Below are 15,473 nucleotides of genomic sequence, written 5' to 3' on the forward strand. Positions count from 1 at the left end.
CCAAAAAAAACGGGCGCCGAAAGCGCCCGCTCCGCCTCACAGCGCCTGCGGGTCAATGTCGGCGACGCTGCCGAACACGTAATCCGGCTGGTAGGGGAATTGCTCCATCGATTCGCGGCTGGACACGCCGGACAACACCAACGCGGTGCACATGCCGGCCTCCAGGCCGCCGACGATGTCGGTGTCCATGCGGTCGCCTATCATCACCGCCTCTTCCGGATGCACGCCCAGCTTGCGGGTGGCCAGCATCATCATCAATGAATTGGGCTTGCCGACGATGTAGGGCTTCTTGCCGGTGGCGGCCTCTATCGCCGCCAAGAGCGTGCCGGCCGCCGGCTCGTAGCCGCCGCCCTCGATCGGGTCGATCATGTCCGGATTGGTGCCGATGAACTTGGCGCCCTGGTCGATGAAGCGCACCGCCTTCTTGATCTGCTCGAAGCTGAAAGTCTGCGATTTGGCCACCACCACGTAGTCCGGGTGGGATTCGGAAATGGAGAAGCCGACGTTGTACAGCTCGTTGATCAGGCCGGCCCCGCCCACCACGTAGGCGGTGGGCATCGCCTTGCGGGTCTGGCTTTTCAGAAACATCGCCGTCGCCATCGCGCTGGTGATGAAGTTGTCCTCGGTCAGCCCGCCTATGCCCAGGCTTTCCAGTTTCAGCCGCAGGTCCAGCGGCGTCTGCTCGGCGTTGTTGGTCAGAAACAGGAAAGGCGTTTTGGTGTCGATCAGAAGCTGGATGAATTCGCGCGCGCCGGGAATCAGCTGCTTGCCGCGGTAGATCACGCCATCCATGTCGGAAATGATGCTTTTGCTCATACGGTGTATCCAGAACACGAGTGCCGGTTGCGCGGGCACGATCGCGGGCCGCGGCATGCCGCCGCGACCGGAACAGCATAGCACGGGGGCAAGACGGCCAGATTGCGCCAGCGAACCCGCAATCGCCATCCCGCAAGGATATTGCGCGAAAACAAACATGCAAACGATATTTATTCGCTAAAAACGAAAAAACCATGGAACAAACAAAACTTTTCACATTCAGACCGTCTGTTCGTCACGCAACGGCGACTCGGTTTCAGACAGGATCGGAACCGGCGTCCGCCATGCGCGCCGGCGTTTGTTCATCGCTTCAAATAAAGATGCAGTGTCTCGTTCGGCGAGGCTCCTATGCAAACACAGGTCACTGATCTGACGACGTCGAGAGACGCCCAAGGTTAGGACAGGCTTTATCGGATTAAGGTTTAGCCCAAAGTGACTTCCCCCGGATACGTTGCATAGTGCCAAAACCTAGACGCGGAGATCGCTTTCTGCACTCTCCTCCTGGTTGTCGCCCCCATTGAGAACTGTTTGCGGTTTAAACAGCTAAACGGGGAGTTTCTCACCATGACTTACGTAGCAAGCCACACCCTCGCCGCCGGCAACGCGGCGGAAATCAAACTGAAGGAAACCGTCGCCTCCTATATGAGCGTGTCCCTGATCACGCTCAGGCGCGACATGAAGGCCGGCGACGCCCGCGCCCACATGCTGGGCCAGCTGCGCGACGACGACGTGCCGGCCCAGATCTTCGTCACCGACGACAGCGGCTTTCTGCACGGCCGGCTGTCGCTGAAAACCCTGCTGACCGAGAAGGACGACGCCCGCCCGGTGTCAGCGCTGATGCAGTCCATCGATTACTCGGTCGAACCCGGCCAGCTGCGTCGCGACGTGGCGCCGGAACTGCAGGAAAAGTCGCCTGACACCGTGCCGGTGGTCAGCGGCGGCAAGCTGGCCGGCGCGCTGTACGAGCGCGAGATCGCCGTGCTGATCCGCGACGAGGAAACCGACGACGCCCAGCGCCAGGGCGCCAGCCTGCCGCTGGATACGCCCTACCTGGAAAGCAGCCCCTGGGCGCTGTGGAAGAAGCGCCTGCCCTGGCTGCTGCTGCTGTTCGCCGCCGAGGCCTACACCAGCACCATCCTGCAGGTATTCGAGGAACAGCTGGAGGCGGTGATCGCGCTGGCCTTCTTCATCCCGCTCCTGATCGGCACCGGCGGCAACAGCGGCACCCAGATCACCTCCACCCTGGTGCGGGCGATGGCGGTGGGCGAGGTGGGGCTGCGCAACCTGGGCGCGGTGCTGCGCAAGGAGGTCACCACCTCGTTCATGATCGCGCTGGCGATAGGCATGGTGGGCTTGCTCCGAGCCTGGATGCTGGGCGTCGGCCATGAAGTGGCGCTGGTGGTGTGCTTGACGTTGTTCGCCATCACGGTATGGAGCGCCATCGTGTCGTCCATCATTCCGATGGTGCTGAAGAAGATGCGCATCGACCCGGCCGTGGTGTCCGCGCCCTTCATCGCCACCTTCATCGACGGCACCGGCCTTGTGATCTACTTCAACATCGCCAAGCTGGTCATCACCGACCTGGCCTGATCCCAGCCCTTCCGCGCGGCCCCGATTTCCGGGGCCGTTTCTCATTGACCCGCCGCCGGCGTCAGCCCAGCACGCTGGCGGCGATGGCCGCGTCCTGCGCGGCGACGCCGGTCAGATCCGCCAGCGTGATGTCGTCGTCGCTGCGCCGCAGGCGTGCGCCCCGCGCCAGCGCGTCGCCCAGCTCGACGATGCGGGCCGGGTCCAGCAAACCGGCCTTCACCGCATGCGACAGCTCGCCAAAGGCCGCGCACTGCGCCCGCGAATCGGCGAGCACCACGTCGGCCTCGGCCGCGATGGATGGATCCAGCTCCTGCTTGCCGGGGCCGTCCGCCCCCAGCGCGGTGATGTGGGTGCCCGGACGTATCCAGCCTCGCCGCAGCAAAGGCTCGCGCGACGGCGTGGCGGCGATGATCAGATTCGCCTCCGCCGCCGCCTCGCGCGGATCGGCCGCCGGCCTCGCTTGGAAACCCAGGGTCGCGGCGTAATCGCAAAACGCCGCGGCCTGGGCCGGCTGCCGGCTCCACACGCTCAAGTCGCGGCAATCGGTCACCGCCCGCAACTGCTCCAGCTGGGCGCGCGCCTGCTCGCCCGCGCCCAGCATCCCGATGCGCGCGACCCGCGACGGCGCCAGCAGCCTGGCGGCCAGCCGCCCCGCCAGCGCGGTGCGCATCGTGGTCAGCCAGCCCTGGTCCTGCAGCAGCGCCAGCACCCGGCCATCCCGAGCCGACAAGACCAGCATCAGGCCGTCGTTGCTGGGCAACCCGCGCGACGGATTATCGTAGAAGCCGGTGGACACCTTGACCACCAGCGCCTCCTCGCCGGCGATGTGCGCGGACTTGACGCAGCAGTCGCCGTTGGAGTCGGCGAAGCGGAAATTCTGCACCGGCGCCGACTGGACCCCGCCGCGCGAATAGGCGATGAAACCCGCCTCCACCGCGGCCAGCGCCCGGTCGGAGTCGAAGCGGGCGGCGATGGCCTCGCGGTCAAGCAGCAGCATGGCAAGCCTCCAGGAATGTCTCCAGCTTGATGTTGCGGCCGCACAGCACCACCGCCACCGGCTGGCCCTGGTAATGCTCGGCCAACTGGATCAGCCCCGCCGCCGCGACGCCGGCCGCGCCCTCGACGATCCAGCGCTCGGTCTCGGCCACCTTGCGCATCGCCGCCTTGATCTCGGCCTCGTCCACCAGCGCGGTCCGGCCTATCACCCGCCGCGCGATGGGCAGCGTGACGGCACCCGGCTCCACGCCGCCGGCGGTGCCGTCGGAAATGGTGTCCAGTTCCTCCCATTCGACAACCTCCCCCGCCAGCATGCTCCGGTACAGCGCCTGGGAGCCTCTCGGCCAGCAGCCGACGATTTCGGTCTCAGAGCTGACCGCCTCCAGCGCGGCGCCGATGCCGGAAATCATGCCGCCGCCGCCCACCGACGCGAACACCGCCGCCAGGCCCGGATGCTGCTCGGCCAGCTCCATCCCTATCGTGCCCTGGCCGGCGATGACGTCGATGTCGTTGTACGGCGGAACGAAGGGCAGGCCGTCCCGCTCGGCGCGCCGCGCCGCCTCCAGCTCCACTTCCAGCATCGGCGCGTCGATGGCGACCACCTTCGCGCCGTGGGCCCGGATCGCGTCCAGCTTCATCGCCGAAGCCGCCGCCGACGAGTACACCGTCACCGGCACGCCCGCCAGCTTGCCGGCCAGCGCCACGCCCAGGCCGTGATTGCCGCTGGACACCGTGGCCACGCCCAGCCGGCGGGACGCCGCGTCCAGCAGCCGCATCTTGTTGCTGGCGCCGCGGAACTTGAAAGAGCCGGTGCGCTGCAAATGCTCGCACTTCAGATACACCTCGCAGCCGGTCAGCGCCGACAACCCCGGGCTGTGCTGCAACGGCGTGACGGCTACCTGCGGCCGCAAGGCTTGATGGGCGTCCGCTATGCGCTGGTACAAATTGTTCATGATGTCGCGTCCTATAAATTACCCGGCGGCAGGCATGGCCCGCCGCAGGAGGTTTGATGTTCGTCTCGCCTCAAATATAGACAAAAATTACAAAATAGACAATTAATACAAAATTAGCCGATAGAAAGCGCCATGGCTTTCGCCGATCCGGATAAGAAAATGATCGAATGACAGTGAATCAATAAGGTTATCCAACCAGATTCGCCGGATGCGGCATACAGACGACGCTGTCCAGAATCGAGACAAACTGTCTATAATCGCAACCATCATTCCCATCCATCCACCGCCATGCGCCGAACCACGCCCTCCCCGGTGAAAGACCTGCTGCTCAATCGCTACGCCCACATCGCCGACGGCGTCGCCACCCTGTTCCACCCCTATGTCGAAGTGGTGATCCACGACCTGTACGACCAGACCGTGCTCCACATCGCCAACAATCTGTCCCGCCGCGAGCCGGGCGATGACTCCGCGTTGGAGGAAATTCCGGGAACGGCGCGCGAGCGGATGGTCGGCCCTTATGAAAAGCTGAACTGGGACGGCCGCCGGATGCGCAGCGTCAGCGCGGTGCTGTTCGACGACCAGGCCAGGCCCGCCGGCATGATGTGCATCAATTTCAATATCGCCGTGTTCGATGAGATGCGCGGAGCGCTGGACATCCTGCTCCAGGGCGCCGGCGTGCGGCCGCAGCCGGCCGAGCTGTTCCGCGACGACTGGCAGGAACGGATCAACCTCTTCCTGCACGGCTGGCTGCGCGAGCGCGGCGCCAGCCTCAACACGCTGGGCCGGACGCAAAAACGGGAACTGGTGGACGCCCTGCACGCGGAAGGCGCGTTCGGCGGCAAGAGCGCGGTCAACTACGTGGCCAATGTACTGGGCATGGGGCGCGCCACCATCTACAAACGGCTCAAGGAGCTGCGCGAGGGCGCGGACGGATAGCGCGCCGCAGAGGCCGGGCGCGGCGAATTTCTCCAGCCGCGCCGCCGCCGCGCATATACTCAATCTTGCACAGCGTCTGCGCTGATCGCAGCATCTCTTGCACTGAACGACCGATGCGCCTGTCCAAGATATTCACCATCGTCACCTTCGTTCTGTTCATCCTCGCCTGCCTGCCGCTGGCCTGGATCATCAACGGCGAATGGGCGGCGTACCACTCAGCCAACGAGGGGCTGGGCTCGATACAGATCGCCCATCTCGCCATGGTCGCGGTGGAAAAGATTTCCTTCGAGCGGGGACCGGCCAACGTCCTGATCGGCTCGCCAGCCGACCCAACTGCCCGCGAGCGGCTGCGCTCGGCCCGGCAAACCAGTGACCGCGCGCTGCAGGATCTGGTCACGGCCCTGTCGCCCTCGAACTCCGCCTACCACCGGCAGGCGCTGGCCGCCGTCCGGACCGCCAGACGGCAGCTGAGCGAAGCGCGCCTGGGCATGGACCGCGCCATCGCCGCGCCGGCGCCCACCTCGAACGAAATCATGGCGCCGATCCGGCGGATGTTCGATGTGGTGCCGGCAGTCCTTGAAGCGGTGACCGCCCTCTCGTCCCAAGCATCGAACGTCTATCCCCAGTTGTCCAATCCTCTCAGCGGCGCCCGCCTGGCGACCGAACTGCGGGAGTACGCCGGCCGGCTGGGCTCGACACTGACGCCCGCGCTGGCGGAAAAACGGCCGCTGACGGAAAGCGAAGCCCGTGACATCCACATCTTGCTCGGCCGCATCGAGCAACTGCGCGGCACCATCCGCCTGCGCCTCAACATCCCCTCCTCGCAGCCGGGCCCGCGGCAGGCCATGGGAGACATGGAAAGCCTCTATTTCCAGCAGGGGCTGGCCCAGGTGGACGACATCCTGCTCGACAGCCGGCTCGGCCGGCCTTACCGGGTCAGCCTGGCCGAATTCACCGCCGGCTACGTACCCACCCTGCACAGCATCGTCGAACTGCGCGACACCATGTTGTCTACCGCGGCCGACGAGGCCGCCGCCCAGCGGCTGGCCGCCTTCCGGCATCTGCTCGGCGCCATCGCCTTGGGCGTGATCGCGCTGATCGCGCAGCTGGCGCTGTTCGCCTACATCCGCTGGCGGATCGCCAAACCGCTGCTGGCCGCGTCCAAACTGCTGTCCGACATCGCCCACGGCAGTCTGGACGCCGAGCTCCCCGCCTCCCTGCGGAAGGACGAAATCGGCGACGTGCTGCGCGCCATCGCCATCCTGCGGCGCAACAACCAGGAAAAACGCGTGCTGGAGCAGGAACGGCAGCGGCTGATAGACGAACTGACCGAGATGTCGAGGATCGACTTCCTCACCGGCATCGCCAACCGGCGCGCGTTCACCCAGACCGCCGACGCCGAAATCGCGCGCGCCCGCCGGACGGGAGAATCGGCGACGCTGATCCTGTTCGACATCGATCACTTCAAGCAGGTCAATGATCTGCACGGCCACGACAGCGGCGACGCGGTGCTGGTCCATGTCGCCGCCATCATCGAGCGCATCTGCCGGGAAGACGACCTGGCCGGCCGTTACGGCGGCGAAGAGTTCGTGGTGCTGGCCAGCCACAGCAACGCCTCATCCGGCGAAACGCTGGCCGAGCGGCTGCGCGCGGGCATAGCAGAATCGCCATGCTCGCTGCCATCAGGCCAGCAACTGGCGGTCACAGCCAGCTTCGGCGTCGCCACTCTGGGCGAAGCGTCGGCCACGCTGGAGTCGCTGCTGCAAGCCGCCGACCGCGCGCTGTACGCGGCCAAGCGGCAGGGGCGGAACCGGGTGGTGATGGCCGAGCACTGACGCCGGATCAAGGCGGCCACCCCAGGCCGGCGAACGCTCGTGCGGCAGGCGTACCCAAAACGCCATCCGATCTTGCCGGCAATGGCAGCGGAACGGGGCATTCGGGAATGTCGTCGCGCCCGCGCGGTTTCGACAGTACCAACGTCTTGCCAAAACTCGCCGCGTCCTCGAAACGCGAAGTGGCCAGCAAAGGGGCTCTGCCCCCTCTGCGCACGATCTCTTCCAACGTTTTGCCTATGGACAGATGATCGTAAAACGTATGTTCTATCGTCGCCTGCCGCACGTAGGGGGAGATGACGATGGCCGGCACCCTAACCCCATAGCGGTCGAAGCGGAAGTTGTGGCGGGTCAGTCCGGTCGGATGGGATGCGGCGAGCGGGGGCGCGCCCAAGGTGCCAGGCAACGGAGGAATCGCATGATCGAAAAAACCGCCATGCTCATCAAAAACGACCAGCAAGATCGACTCATCCCAATATGGCGACGCCTTGATGGCCTCATACACCTTCCTGACCAGTGCCTCCCCTGCGCGAACATCCCCGGTAGGGTGCATGGACTCGCCCTCGCGGAATCCGCCGAGAGGATCGTAGCGTGGCTCGATGAATACGAACTTGACCTGCTCGCCCAATCTGCCGGCGGCCAGCCGGCTCAGCAACGCATCATGCGAGATGAAGCAGTCCTTGCGGCCATTGGCGTCTACGCCTTTTATCGACCACGACTGCGGCGTATCGCCATGCGCGACCAGCCATTCTTCCGGCGCCAGCCTAGTCAGCAGGGAGTCGCTGCCATTGCCGAACTTTTCCCCGTCGAAAAAATCCGACCCGACAGTCCGCAGATCGGACGGAGAGTAGTCCAATCCCCACGAAGTGCCCGCCAACGCGAAGAAACGGTTGGGCCAGGTGGGTCCCGGCATGCTGGAGAACCAGCGATCGCACACCGCAAACTGGTGCGCGAGAAAATTCAGCACCGGCAACTGCTCTGGAGAAAAGCAGCGCATGGCGCTCGCGATGTCGAAACCATGCGCCTCCAGGCAATAAGCAAAACCCAAGTCGCCGGGGGACTCCGCCATCTTCGGATACGCGCCGTCCTGCCCCAGGGATACTCCGTCATTCCGTACCGACCAATTTCCCGCCTGCATGTTTCTGCCGCAAAGCTGGACCAGCACATCCGAGAATTCGTGTCCGGGATCGAAATCAAGCCGGTAAGGCGCGCCGGAAGCGACATCATGCGGCCGATTCGACGCATCGAGATTGCTATAGACGGGCTTGCCAAGCAAGCCATCGGCATGCGCCGGCACGCCCCCCGGCGTCCAACCTCGCAAATCGGACCAACCGAACAGGTTATCGTAGGACCGGTTTTCCAGCATCAGGACAAAGAGCTTCTTGATGGACGGATTGATGGACATCGCGCCACCTCCCTGAGCACGCTATTTGAAAACCGATGACAGCTTGTTCACGCCATAGGGCAGAAACAGTGTCGCGCCACCGGCAAAATACGACCAAGCGCCCTGCGCCGCCTCAATCGATTGGCCATTGCACAGCTGCCAGAGAACGTAGTAGCCGATAGCGAGGAAAAAACTGCCCAGCACGATGGTTCCCACCATGGCGATCAGTCGGGATACGCTCGGCACCATCGGGGGCACCGCTCCTGCTGCCGGGGGCGGCGTGCCTTCAGGCAAGGCTGCCTCCTCCATCAGCGCTTGGGTCAGTTTCCATCCCCCCTCGCGCAAACTCCTGATCAAGCCGATCAGGGCTGTCAGCCAAAACAGCGTCACGCCGGCCAGCAACGCGATCGTCAGCCCACTGGGAAGCCCTGGGAGCTTTTCCTTGCCGGCAGCTCCCGCGACCTCACGCGGGCCAGGAGCGCTGTCGCCAGACGGCATACCAGCTGACCGCGAACCGCTTGCCGCCACTGGTGTCGACACGGGAGCCGATGCGGACTCGTCCGCCCGCGCCGCTGTTACCGACCCCGCCCAGAAAATCAGCCCCGCCAGACAGACGGCTCTTACACCGTGGCCAATCCGCGCGTCGGCTTGCATGGATCCGAACATGGAGAACTCCTTGGTCTGTCCAATCTGGCGCCGGCGGCCTGCTCATGGCGCTGGTCATACCGCCAGCCTCGTTTACCGCGACACAAAACGCGCCCAAGCCGGCGCGCCGAACCTGCTCGCGATTTTTTCCGACAACGGCCAGGCTATGCCGGTCGCAAGACGCACGGAGCGGATCGGCCTGCTGCCGGCCGACGCTGAGGGACGGCCCCGGCAATTTGAATAGAAAGGTTAAGCAATCGCGAGCTTTACCGGATGATCAATCATTGGCGATCCGAAATCAGGCGACGGGAAAGTGCCGCTCATGAGCGGGCGATGAATCGGGTCGGCTTGCGATGCGGGTGGATAGGTTCGCATGCACTGAAATGGCGATGAATGTTGTCGAACGCATGACCTATCACCACTTTTGACGGCCAGGCCAATCAATGCAAGCTAGTACGAATACCTATGATGCAGGCGTTGGGCAAGGACGCTCCCGTCCGCCAATACAGCAATCCTTTCATCTAAATGCCCAGGCGAAGACGACCACGCCATCAGCCGCCTCCGCCATCGCCTACAAGCGGCCGAGCTTGCGCAGCGTATCCCCGATGCGGACAATTTCCGCCTCGCCGGTCTCCAATACCTCCGGACGGGTATGCACCGAGTAATAAGCCTGCCGCCAGCTCGCCGGCCGCCAGCGGCGGCTCCTCGCCCGCCACGCCCAGCGCAACCGCGCTCAATGCCACCCAGGCCACCTTGCGGCCGGCCGGCGGCGATAGCGAACCCAGCGGCCTGAGCGCATTTGGCAAATCTGCGCGCGGCGGCGAAAAGACTCGCCAAGAAATGCGCATGGACACTTGGCATGATCTTCCGGTCAGGGAAACGCCCTGACTTTCCGGAGACAGAATATGCGAAGCCTTCCCCTCGCCGCGCTGTGCCTGGCCCTGGCCGCGGCGTTGTCGGCGCCGGCCCACGCCGCGCCCAAAACCTACAAAATGCCGCACCAGGCCAAGGCCCAGGCCAAACCCAGGCAGCCGGCTCCGCCCAGATTGTGGCGGCAGCTCCCGCCGACCGATTTCCAGTCCCGCTACCATTTGCAGGACAACCGCACCGTGATCGGCCGGCCGCTGAAAAAGCTGGCCCGCCACGCGGCCACGCCGCAATGCCAGGACATGAACGCGATGGCCGGCCACGGCGGCGCCGATCTCGCCAACTACCTGGCCACCCTGCCCGACTACACCTGCGCCTATGGCCTGTTCGCGCTGGACAAAAACCTGGCCGCCACCATTTACAGCGCGGCCAACCTCAACGCCGTGGCCGGCCGCTTCGCCCAGGAGGCCGCGGCTTACAACGCGTCGTCGATGACGCTGGTCAACCTCGCGCTCTACCTGCGCGCCGGCTACTACCTGGCCAGCACCGGCACGCTGCCGGCGCTGGACGCCAATCTGCAGGCCGTGCTGCGGCCCGGCATCAAGCAACTGGCCGACGGCGCTGCGCTGTTCGCCGCCAACAGCCAGGCGCCCACCACCGCCAACGAGGTGATGACGCTGATCACCAATATGGCGGACGAGGCCTATTACCTGCCGTCCATCCGCGCCATCGTCCAGCGCTACACCAACACCGCGGCCAATCCCAACGCCGCGCAGGCCTTGCGCGAAACCACCGCCAGCCAGGGCTTCACCGGCGCGCTGACCGTGTTCTTCTACGCCCACGGCCGCGCCAACGCCGCACCGCTGCTGCAGAACGACGGCAGCTACTCCGCCGCGCTGACCCAGTTCGTCCAGGCCGACAAGGCCAGCCTGCTGGGCACTGAAACCGCGTTCCAGCTGGGCGACGCCACCCGCGAAGGCCTGCGCTTCATGCAGTACCCGGCGCTGAAGCCGGCGATCAAGCCGCAGGTCAAGGCCATCCTGGCGGGCAGCAGCATGACCGGCGCCGACAACGAGCTGTGGCTGGCGGCGGCGGAAGCCGTGAAGTATTACGACAACGCCAGCTGCGCCGAATACGGCACCTGCGGCTTCGAAACCAAGCTGGCTGACGCCATCCTGGTCAACCGCTACACCTGCAGCCCCACCATCCGCATCCGCGCCCAGGAAATGACCACCGACCAGATGCAAGCCTCGTGCGCGCTGCTGCAGAAGGAGGAGTCCTACTTCCACCAGATGCTGCAGACGCATAACCAGCCGGTGGCCAACGACAACAGCACCTCGCTTGAGGTGGTGGTGTTCGACGACTACAACAATTACTCCAAGTACGCCGGCGTGATCTACGGCATCTCCACCGACAACGGCGGCATGTATCTGGAAGGCAACCCGGCCGATCCCAACAACCAGGCGCGCTTCATCGCCCACGAGGCCTCGTGGCTGCGTCCGGTGTTCAAGGTGTGGAACCTGGAGCATGAATACATCCATTATCTGGATGGCCGCTTCGACATGTACGGCGACTTCTCCGCCGCCACCCAACAGCCGACGGTGTGGTGGATAGAGGGCCTGGCCGAGTACCTGTCGCTGCGCAACGACAACCAGACCGCCATCGACGTCGCCAAGACCGGCAACTACAAGCTGAGCCAGATCTTCGGCAACACCTACGACATGCCGGACTACGTCACCCGCGCCTACCGCTGGGGCTATATGGCCACCCGCTTCATGTTCGAGCGCCACCGCGCCGACGTGGACACGATGCTGCCGCTGTTCCGCAAGGGCGACTACGCGGGCGGCTACATGGGCATGATGCGGCAGATAGGCAGCCGCTACGACAGCGAGTTCGCCGCCTGGACGCAAAGCGCCACCACCGCCGGCCAGCCGCCGCTGCCGCCGTCCACTGGCTTGCCGGCATGCAACGAAGGCTATCCCGAGCGGCTGGGCAAGAACTGCTCGATTTCCGGCCTGTCCTCGTCCGGCGCGGCCTATGCCACCATCTGGGTGCCGGCCGGCGCCCGCAACCTCAAGCTGTGGACCAGCGGTGGCAGCGGCGATGTGGACCTCTACGTGGCGAAAGACCGCTATCCGACGCCCGCCAGCTACGACTACGCGTCGGCCGGCGCCGGCAACGAGGAATCGGTGGCCATCGCCGCGCCGCAGGCCGGCCACTGGTACTACCTGACGCTGCAGGCGAAGCAGCCTTTCGCCAACGTCGCCGTCAGCGCCAGCTACGAGTAAGGGAGCGGGCATCGCCGCGGCGGCATTCGGCGCCCGCCGCGGCATTCTTGCAAAACGCATACAGATGAGCGATGCTGTTTTAAATAAATGCCAAAGGAATAATTGGCAGCCCGGATGGCATCGCCATCGCGCCGCCAGGCCGCGGCAATCGCGCAAGGATCGCCCCGTCATGAACATGCCCCTGCAGCAGCCGCATCTCGTCAGCGACCTGGCCGCCGCGCGCGCGATGGCGGCGCTGTTCGACCACCTGCCCGATATGGTGTTCGCCGTGAAAGACCTGGACAGCCGCTATCTGACCCTCAGCGAGGGCTGCGTGCCGCGCTGCGCGCTGCGCAACCGGGATCAGGCCGAAGGCCGCACCGCGCATGAGCTGTTTCCCAGCGCGATGGCAAATCGCTACCGGGAACAAGACCGCATCCTGTTTTCCAGCCAGCAGCCACTGCGCAACCGGCTGGACCTGACCGTCTATCCAGACGGCACGCCCGGCTGGTGCCTGACCAGCAAACAGCCGCTGCTTCATCCCGACGGCCGGCTGCTGGGCCTGGTCTGCATCTCCAAGGATCTGGCCGACCTCACCCGCGAGAAGCTGCTGGACGAGCGTTTCGCCGCCTGCGTCGACCACATCCAGGCTCATTACCACCGCCCGCTGCACCTGGAAGAGCTGTGCGAGCTGTCCGGCCTCAGCATCGGCCAACTCGACCGGCGGATGAAGCGGGTGTTCCAGCAGTGCGCCGGCGACTTCATCCGCCGCACCCGGATGGAGGCGGCCTGCCACGCGATACGCCACAGTCGCCGCTCGCTGGCCGACATCGCCGCCGGCTGCGGCTTCTCCGACCAGAGCGCCCTCACCCGGCTATGCCGCCAGTTGCTGGGGCTCAGTCCGCGCCAATTGCGCTGGCAGGCCCCTCCCGCGCGGCAGAGCTGAGCCACGCGTGCATGCGCTCCATCGCCTCGGTCCGCAAAGCGCTCTCCGGCCGCGACAGCCACCATTGCGCGCCCGGCAGCCGCGGGTAGCCGGCCAGCGCATGCAGCCGCCCCTCGCGCAGGTCCTCGTCCACCGCCAGCGAGGACAGGCAGGCGATGCCGTGGCCGCGCAGCGCGGCGTCGCGCGCCAGCTGGGCATCGTCGTAGATGGCGGCCACGCCGAAGCGGCGCAGCAGCCGCTGTGTTTCCGCCTCGGCGGCATCCGGCAGCCGCGCCCTCTCCAGGCACACCAGCCGCGCCAGCTCGTGATGGCGTTCGAACGGCAATCCGGCCAGTTCTTCAGCCAGCGCCGGCGCGCAGACGAATAGCCACTCGTCGCGCAGCCAGCGCGCGTCTTCCCAGCCATCAAGCGACAACGGCCGCGGCGAGATCAGCAGGTCCAGATCTATCTCATCCGCCTGGCCCGGCGACTCGTCGATGGACAGCAAAGGCACAATGTCCGGGTGCGCGGCGCGCAACGCGGCCAGCCGCGGTTGCAGCCAGCCCTGCAGCAAGAAGGCCGGCCCCACCAGCGCCACCAGGCCGGGATCGGTGTAGACGGCGATCCGGTCCAGACCGCGGCGCAGGGTTTCCAGCGCGCGCCCCACGCTCTGCTGCAGCATCTCGCCGGCGAAGGTCAGCTCCACGCCGCGCCCCACCCGGTGGAACAGCGGCTGGCCGACAAACTCCTCCAATTGCTGGATCTGGTGGCTGATCGCCGATTGCGACAGGTGCAGCGACTCGGCCGCGCGGGAAAAGCTGCCTATCCGCGCCGCCGCCTCGAATCCCGCCAGCAACCGCAACGACGGCAACCGCGACGCGCCGGCTTGCTCTGAAACCTCCTCCGCGCTCAATCCATCATGTTCCGGCATGCTTTCTCCCTTGGTTCGAACCGCGCTCAGACGGGCTGTTGCTGAGTCGCGCAGTGGATGCCGCCGCCGCCGGCCGCGATGGCGTCTATGTTCAGCTGCACCACCTCCCGCTCCGGAAACAGTTCGCGCAGCGCGCTCAAGGCGTTGCGGTCGGCCTTGGGATCGCCGAACTCTGGCGAGATCACCGCGCCGTTGCAAACATAGAAATTGATGTAGCCGGCCGCCATTTCGTCGCTCTCATGCTCAGGTCTAACGCGGGACGGCCCGGGAATGGCCACCACCTCCAGCTTGCGGCCGCGCGCGTCGCGCGCCTGGCGCAGAATAGCCAAGTGGCGGCGGGTCACCTGGTAGTCGTAGGAGGCCGGGTCGGTCTCCAGCCCGGCCGCCACCACGCCGGGCCGGGCGAAGCGCGCGTAGAAATCGGTATGGCCGTCGGTGATGTCGCGTCCGGCGATGCCCGGCAGCCAGATCACTTTCTCCACCCCCAGCAAGCGGCGCAGCTCGCCCTCGCACTGCGCCTTGCTCGAGCCCGGATTGCGGTTGGGATTGAGCACGCAGCTCTGGGTGACGATGGCGGTGCCCTCGCCGTCCACCTCGATGCCGCCGCCTTCCAGCACCAGCCGGGCGCGCAGGGACAGCGCGCCGGCTTGAGCCGCGACGAAGCCGGCCACCCTTGCATCGCGGCCATGCGCCTGCTTGCTGCCCCAGCCGTTGAAATTGAAATCCACCGCGGCCAGCCTGCCCGCGCCGCTCTTGACGAATACCGGTCCGCTGTCTCGTATCCACAGATCGTCCAATGGCTGGGCCACCAGTTCCACATCGGGGCCGCACAGCCTGGCGGCCAGATCGCGCTCTTCTTCCCGCACCAGCATGCGCACCGGCTCGAAGGCGGCGATGGAGGACGCTACCCGCGCCAGATCGCGGCGCACCGCCGGCAGCAGCCGCCCGCCCCACACCGCCAAACTGGGGCCGAACGCCATCCAGGTTGCGGCGTGGCGTTCGCCCTCGTCGGGCATCCTGTACCCATCCTCGGCCATCGGCGCGCCCCCGCCGGCCAGGGCCTTGCCGGCCAACCATCCTCCCGCCGCCAGCAGGCTCCCGCCCAGAAATCGTCGTCTGCTCGTCATCGCTCTTCCTTGCTTGAATTCATGGCTGGCATTGTGCTGGAAGATTTTCATTTGAAAAATTGATTAATTCTCCGCAAATCAATCAATTCTTATCATGTATAAACCCTTAACGCGCTCTCAATCCATGAGTAAAAACACCAGCCTAATGGCATAAAAATGACATTAACCCTATAACGGAATTGGTTTTTTCCATCCAGCGAATCG

The 15,473-nt window shown here is 65.4% G+C and carries 13 protein-coding genes and 1 riboswitch; of the genes, 6 read left to right on the plus strand and 7 right to left on the minus strand.

The window, feature by feature from the left end; translation table 11 throughout:
• Positions 1-36 precede the first annotated feature (36 nt).
• Positions 37-816 carry an HAD-IIA family hydrolase gene (locus VL52_RS10845; RefSeq protein ID WP_021476393.1) on the minus strand — a complete coding sequence of 260 codons (780 nt, stop codon included), beginning with the start codon at positions 814-816 and terminating at the stop codon, positions 37-39.
• A gap of 322 nt (positions 817-1,138) precedes the next feature.
• Positions 1,139-1,303: riboswitch (M-box (ykoK) riboswitch) on the plus strand.
• Positions 1,304-1,380: 77 nt separating this feature from the next.
• On the opposite strand from VL52_RS10845, the gene VL52_RS10850 reads away from it, so the two are divergent.
• A complete protein-coding gene (locus tag VL52_RS10850; protein WP_046157051.1) occupies positions 1,381-2,406 on the plus strand; it encodes a magnesium transporter in 1,026 nt (341 codons plus the stop codon).
• 61 nt (positions 2,407-2,467) lie between these two features.
• On the opposite strand, the gene VL52_RS10855 is transcribed toward VL52_RS10850, so the two are convergent.
• Both VL52_RS10855 and VL52_RS10860 read right to left on the minus strand, forming a co-directional pair.
• Positions 2,468-3,403, minus strand: coding sequence for an ornithine cyclodeaminase family protein (locus VL52_RS10855; RefSeq protein ID WP_046157052.1), 936 nt, complete (start codon positions 3,401-3,403; stop codon positions 2,468-2,470).
• Positions 3,390-4,355 (minus strand): threonine/serine dehydratase, encoded by a 966-nt coding sequence (locus VL52_RS10860; RefSeq protein WP_046157053.1) that lies wholly within the window; start codon positions 4,353-4,355, stop codon positions 3,390-3,392. The genes VL52_RS10855 and VL52_RS10860 overlap by 14 nt, the downstream gene beginning before the upstream one ends.
• A gap of 288 nt (positions 4,356-4,643) precedes the next feature.
• On the opposite strand from VL52_RS10860, the gene VL52_RS10865 reads away from it, so the two are divergent.
• The gene (locus VL52_RS10865) at positions 4,644-5,291 is read left to right on the plus strand and encodes a helix-turn-helix transcriptional regulator (RefSeq protein ID WP_046157054.1); all 648 of its coding nucleotides are present in this window, start codon (positions 4,644-4,646) and stop codon (positions 5,289-5,291) included.
• A 113-nt stretch (positions 5,292-5,404) separates the two neighbouring features.
• Positions 5,405-7,126 (plus strand): diguanylate cyclase, encoded by a 1,722-nt coding sequence (locus VL52_RS10870; protein WP_046157055.1) that lies wholly within the window; start codon positions 5,405-5,407, stop codon positions 7,124-7,126.
• A gap of 7 nt (positions 7,127-7,133) precedes the next feature.
• Here the strand turns inward: VL52_RS10870 and VL52_RS10875 are convergent, their stop codons facing one another.
• Both VL52_RS10875 and VL52_RS10880 read right to left on the minus strand, forming a co-directional pair.
• A complete protein-coding gene (locus tag VL52_RS10875; protein WP_052717276.1) occupies positions 7,134-8,528 on the minus strand; it encodes an alkaline phosphatase family protein in 1,395 nt (464 codons plus the stop codon).
• Positions 8,529-8,549: 21 nt separating this feature from the next.
• On the minus strand, positions 8,550-9,173 hold the full coding sequence (locus tag VL52_RS10880; RefSeq protein ID WP_052717275.1) for a hypothetical protein: 624 nt from the start codon (positions 9,171-9,173) through the stop codon (positions 8,550-8,552).
• Here VL52_RS10880 and VL52_RS25005 point away from each other — a divergent pair.
• The 3 genes from VL52_RS25005 (at position 9,172) to VL52_RS10890 (ending at position 13,232) form a co-directional block, all read left to right on the plus strand.
• The gene (locus VL52_RS25005) at positions 9,172-9,396 is read left to right on the plus strand and encodes a hypothetical protein (RefSeq protein WP_160298936.1); all 225 of its coding nucleotides are present in this window, start codon (positions 9,172-9,174) and stop codon (positions 9,394-9,396) included. The two genes, VL52_RS10880 and VL52_RS25005, sit on opposite strands and share 2 nt — an antisense overlap.
• A gap of 661 nt (positions 9,397-10,057) precedes the next feature.
• Positions 10,058-12,307 (plus strand): M9 family metallopeptidase, encoded by a 2,250-nt coding sequence (locus VL52_RS10885; RefSeq protein WP_046157056.1) that lies wholly within the window; start codon positions 10,058-10,060, stop codon positions 12,305-12,307.
• A 169-nt stretch (positions 12,308-12,476) separates the two neighbouring features.
• On the plus strand, positions 12,477-13,232 hold the full coding sequence (locus tag VL52_RS10890; RefSeq protein ID WP_235429280.1) for an AraC family transcriptional regulator: 756 nt from the start codon (positions 12,477-12,479) through the stop codon (positions 13,230-13,232).
• On the opposite strand, the gene VL52_RS10895 is transcribed toward VL52_RS10890, so the two are convergent.
• Positions 13,183-14,142 (minus strand): LysR family transcriptional regulator, encoded by a 960-nt coding sequence (locus VL52_RS10895; protein WP_046157057.1) that lies wholly within the window; start codon positions 14,140-14,142, stop codon positions 13,183-13,185. The two genes, VL52_RS10890 and VL52_RS10895, sit on opposite strands and share 50 nt — an antisense overlap.
• 26 nt (positions 14,143-14,168) lie before the next feature.
• Positions 14,169-15,269, minus strand: a complete 1,101-nt coding sequence (locus VL52_RS10900; RefSeq protein ID WP_046157082.1) for an agmatine deiminase family protein — start codon at positions 15,267-15,269, stop codon at positions 14,169-14,171.
• Between the last annotated feature and the right edge of the window lie 204 nt (positions 15,270-15,473).

Origin of the sequence: Chromobacterium vaccinii, assembly GCF_000971335.1 — a bacterium.
GTDB classification, from domain to species: domain Bacteria; phylum Pseudomonadota; class Gammaproteobacteria; order Burkholderiales; family Chromobacteriaceae; genus Chromobacterium; species Chromobacterium vaccinii.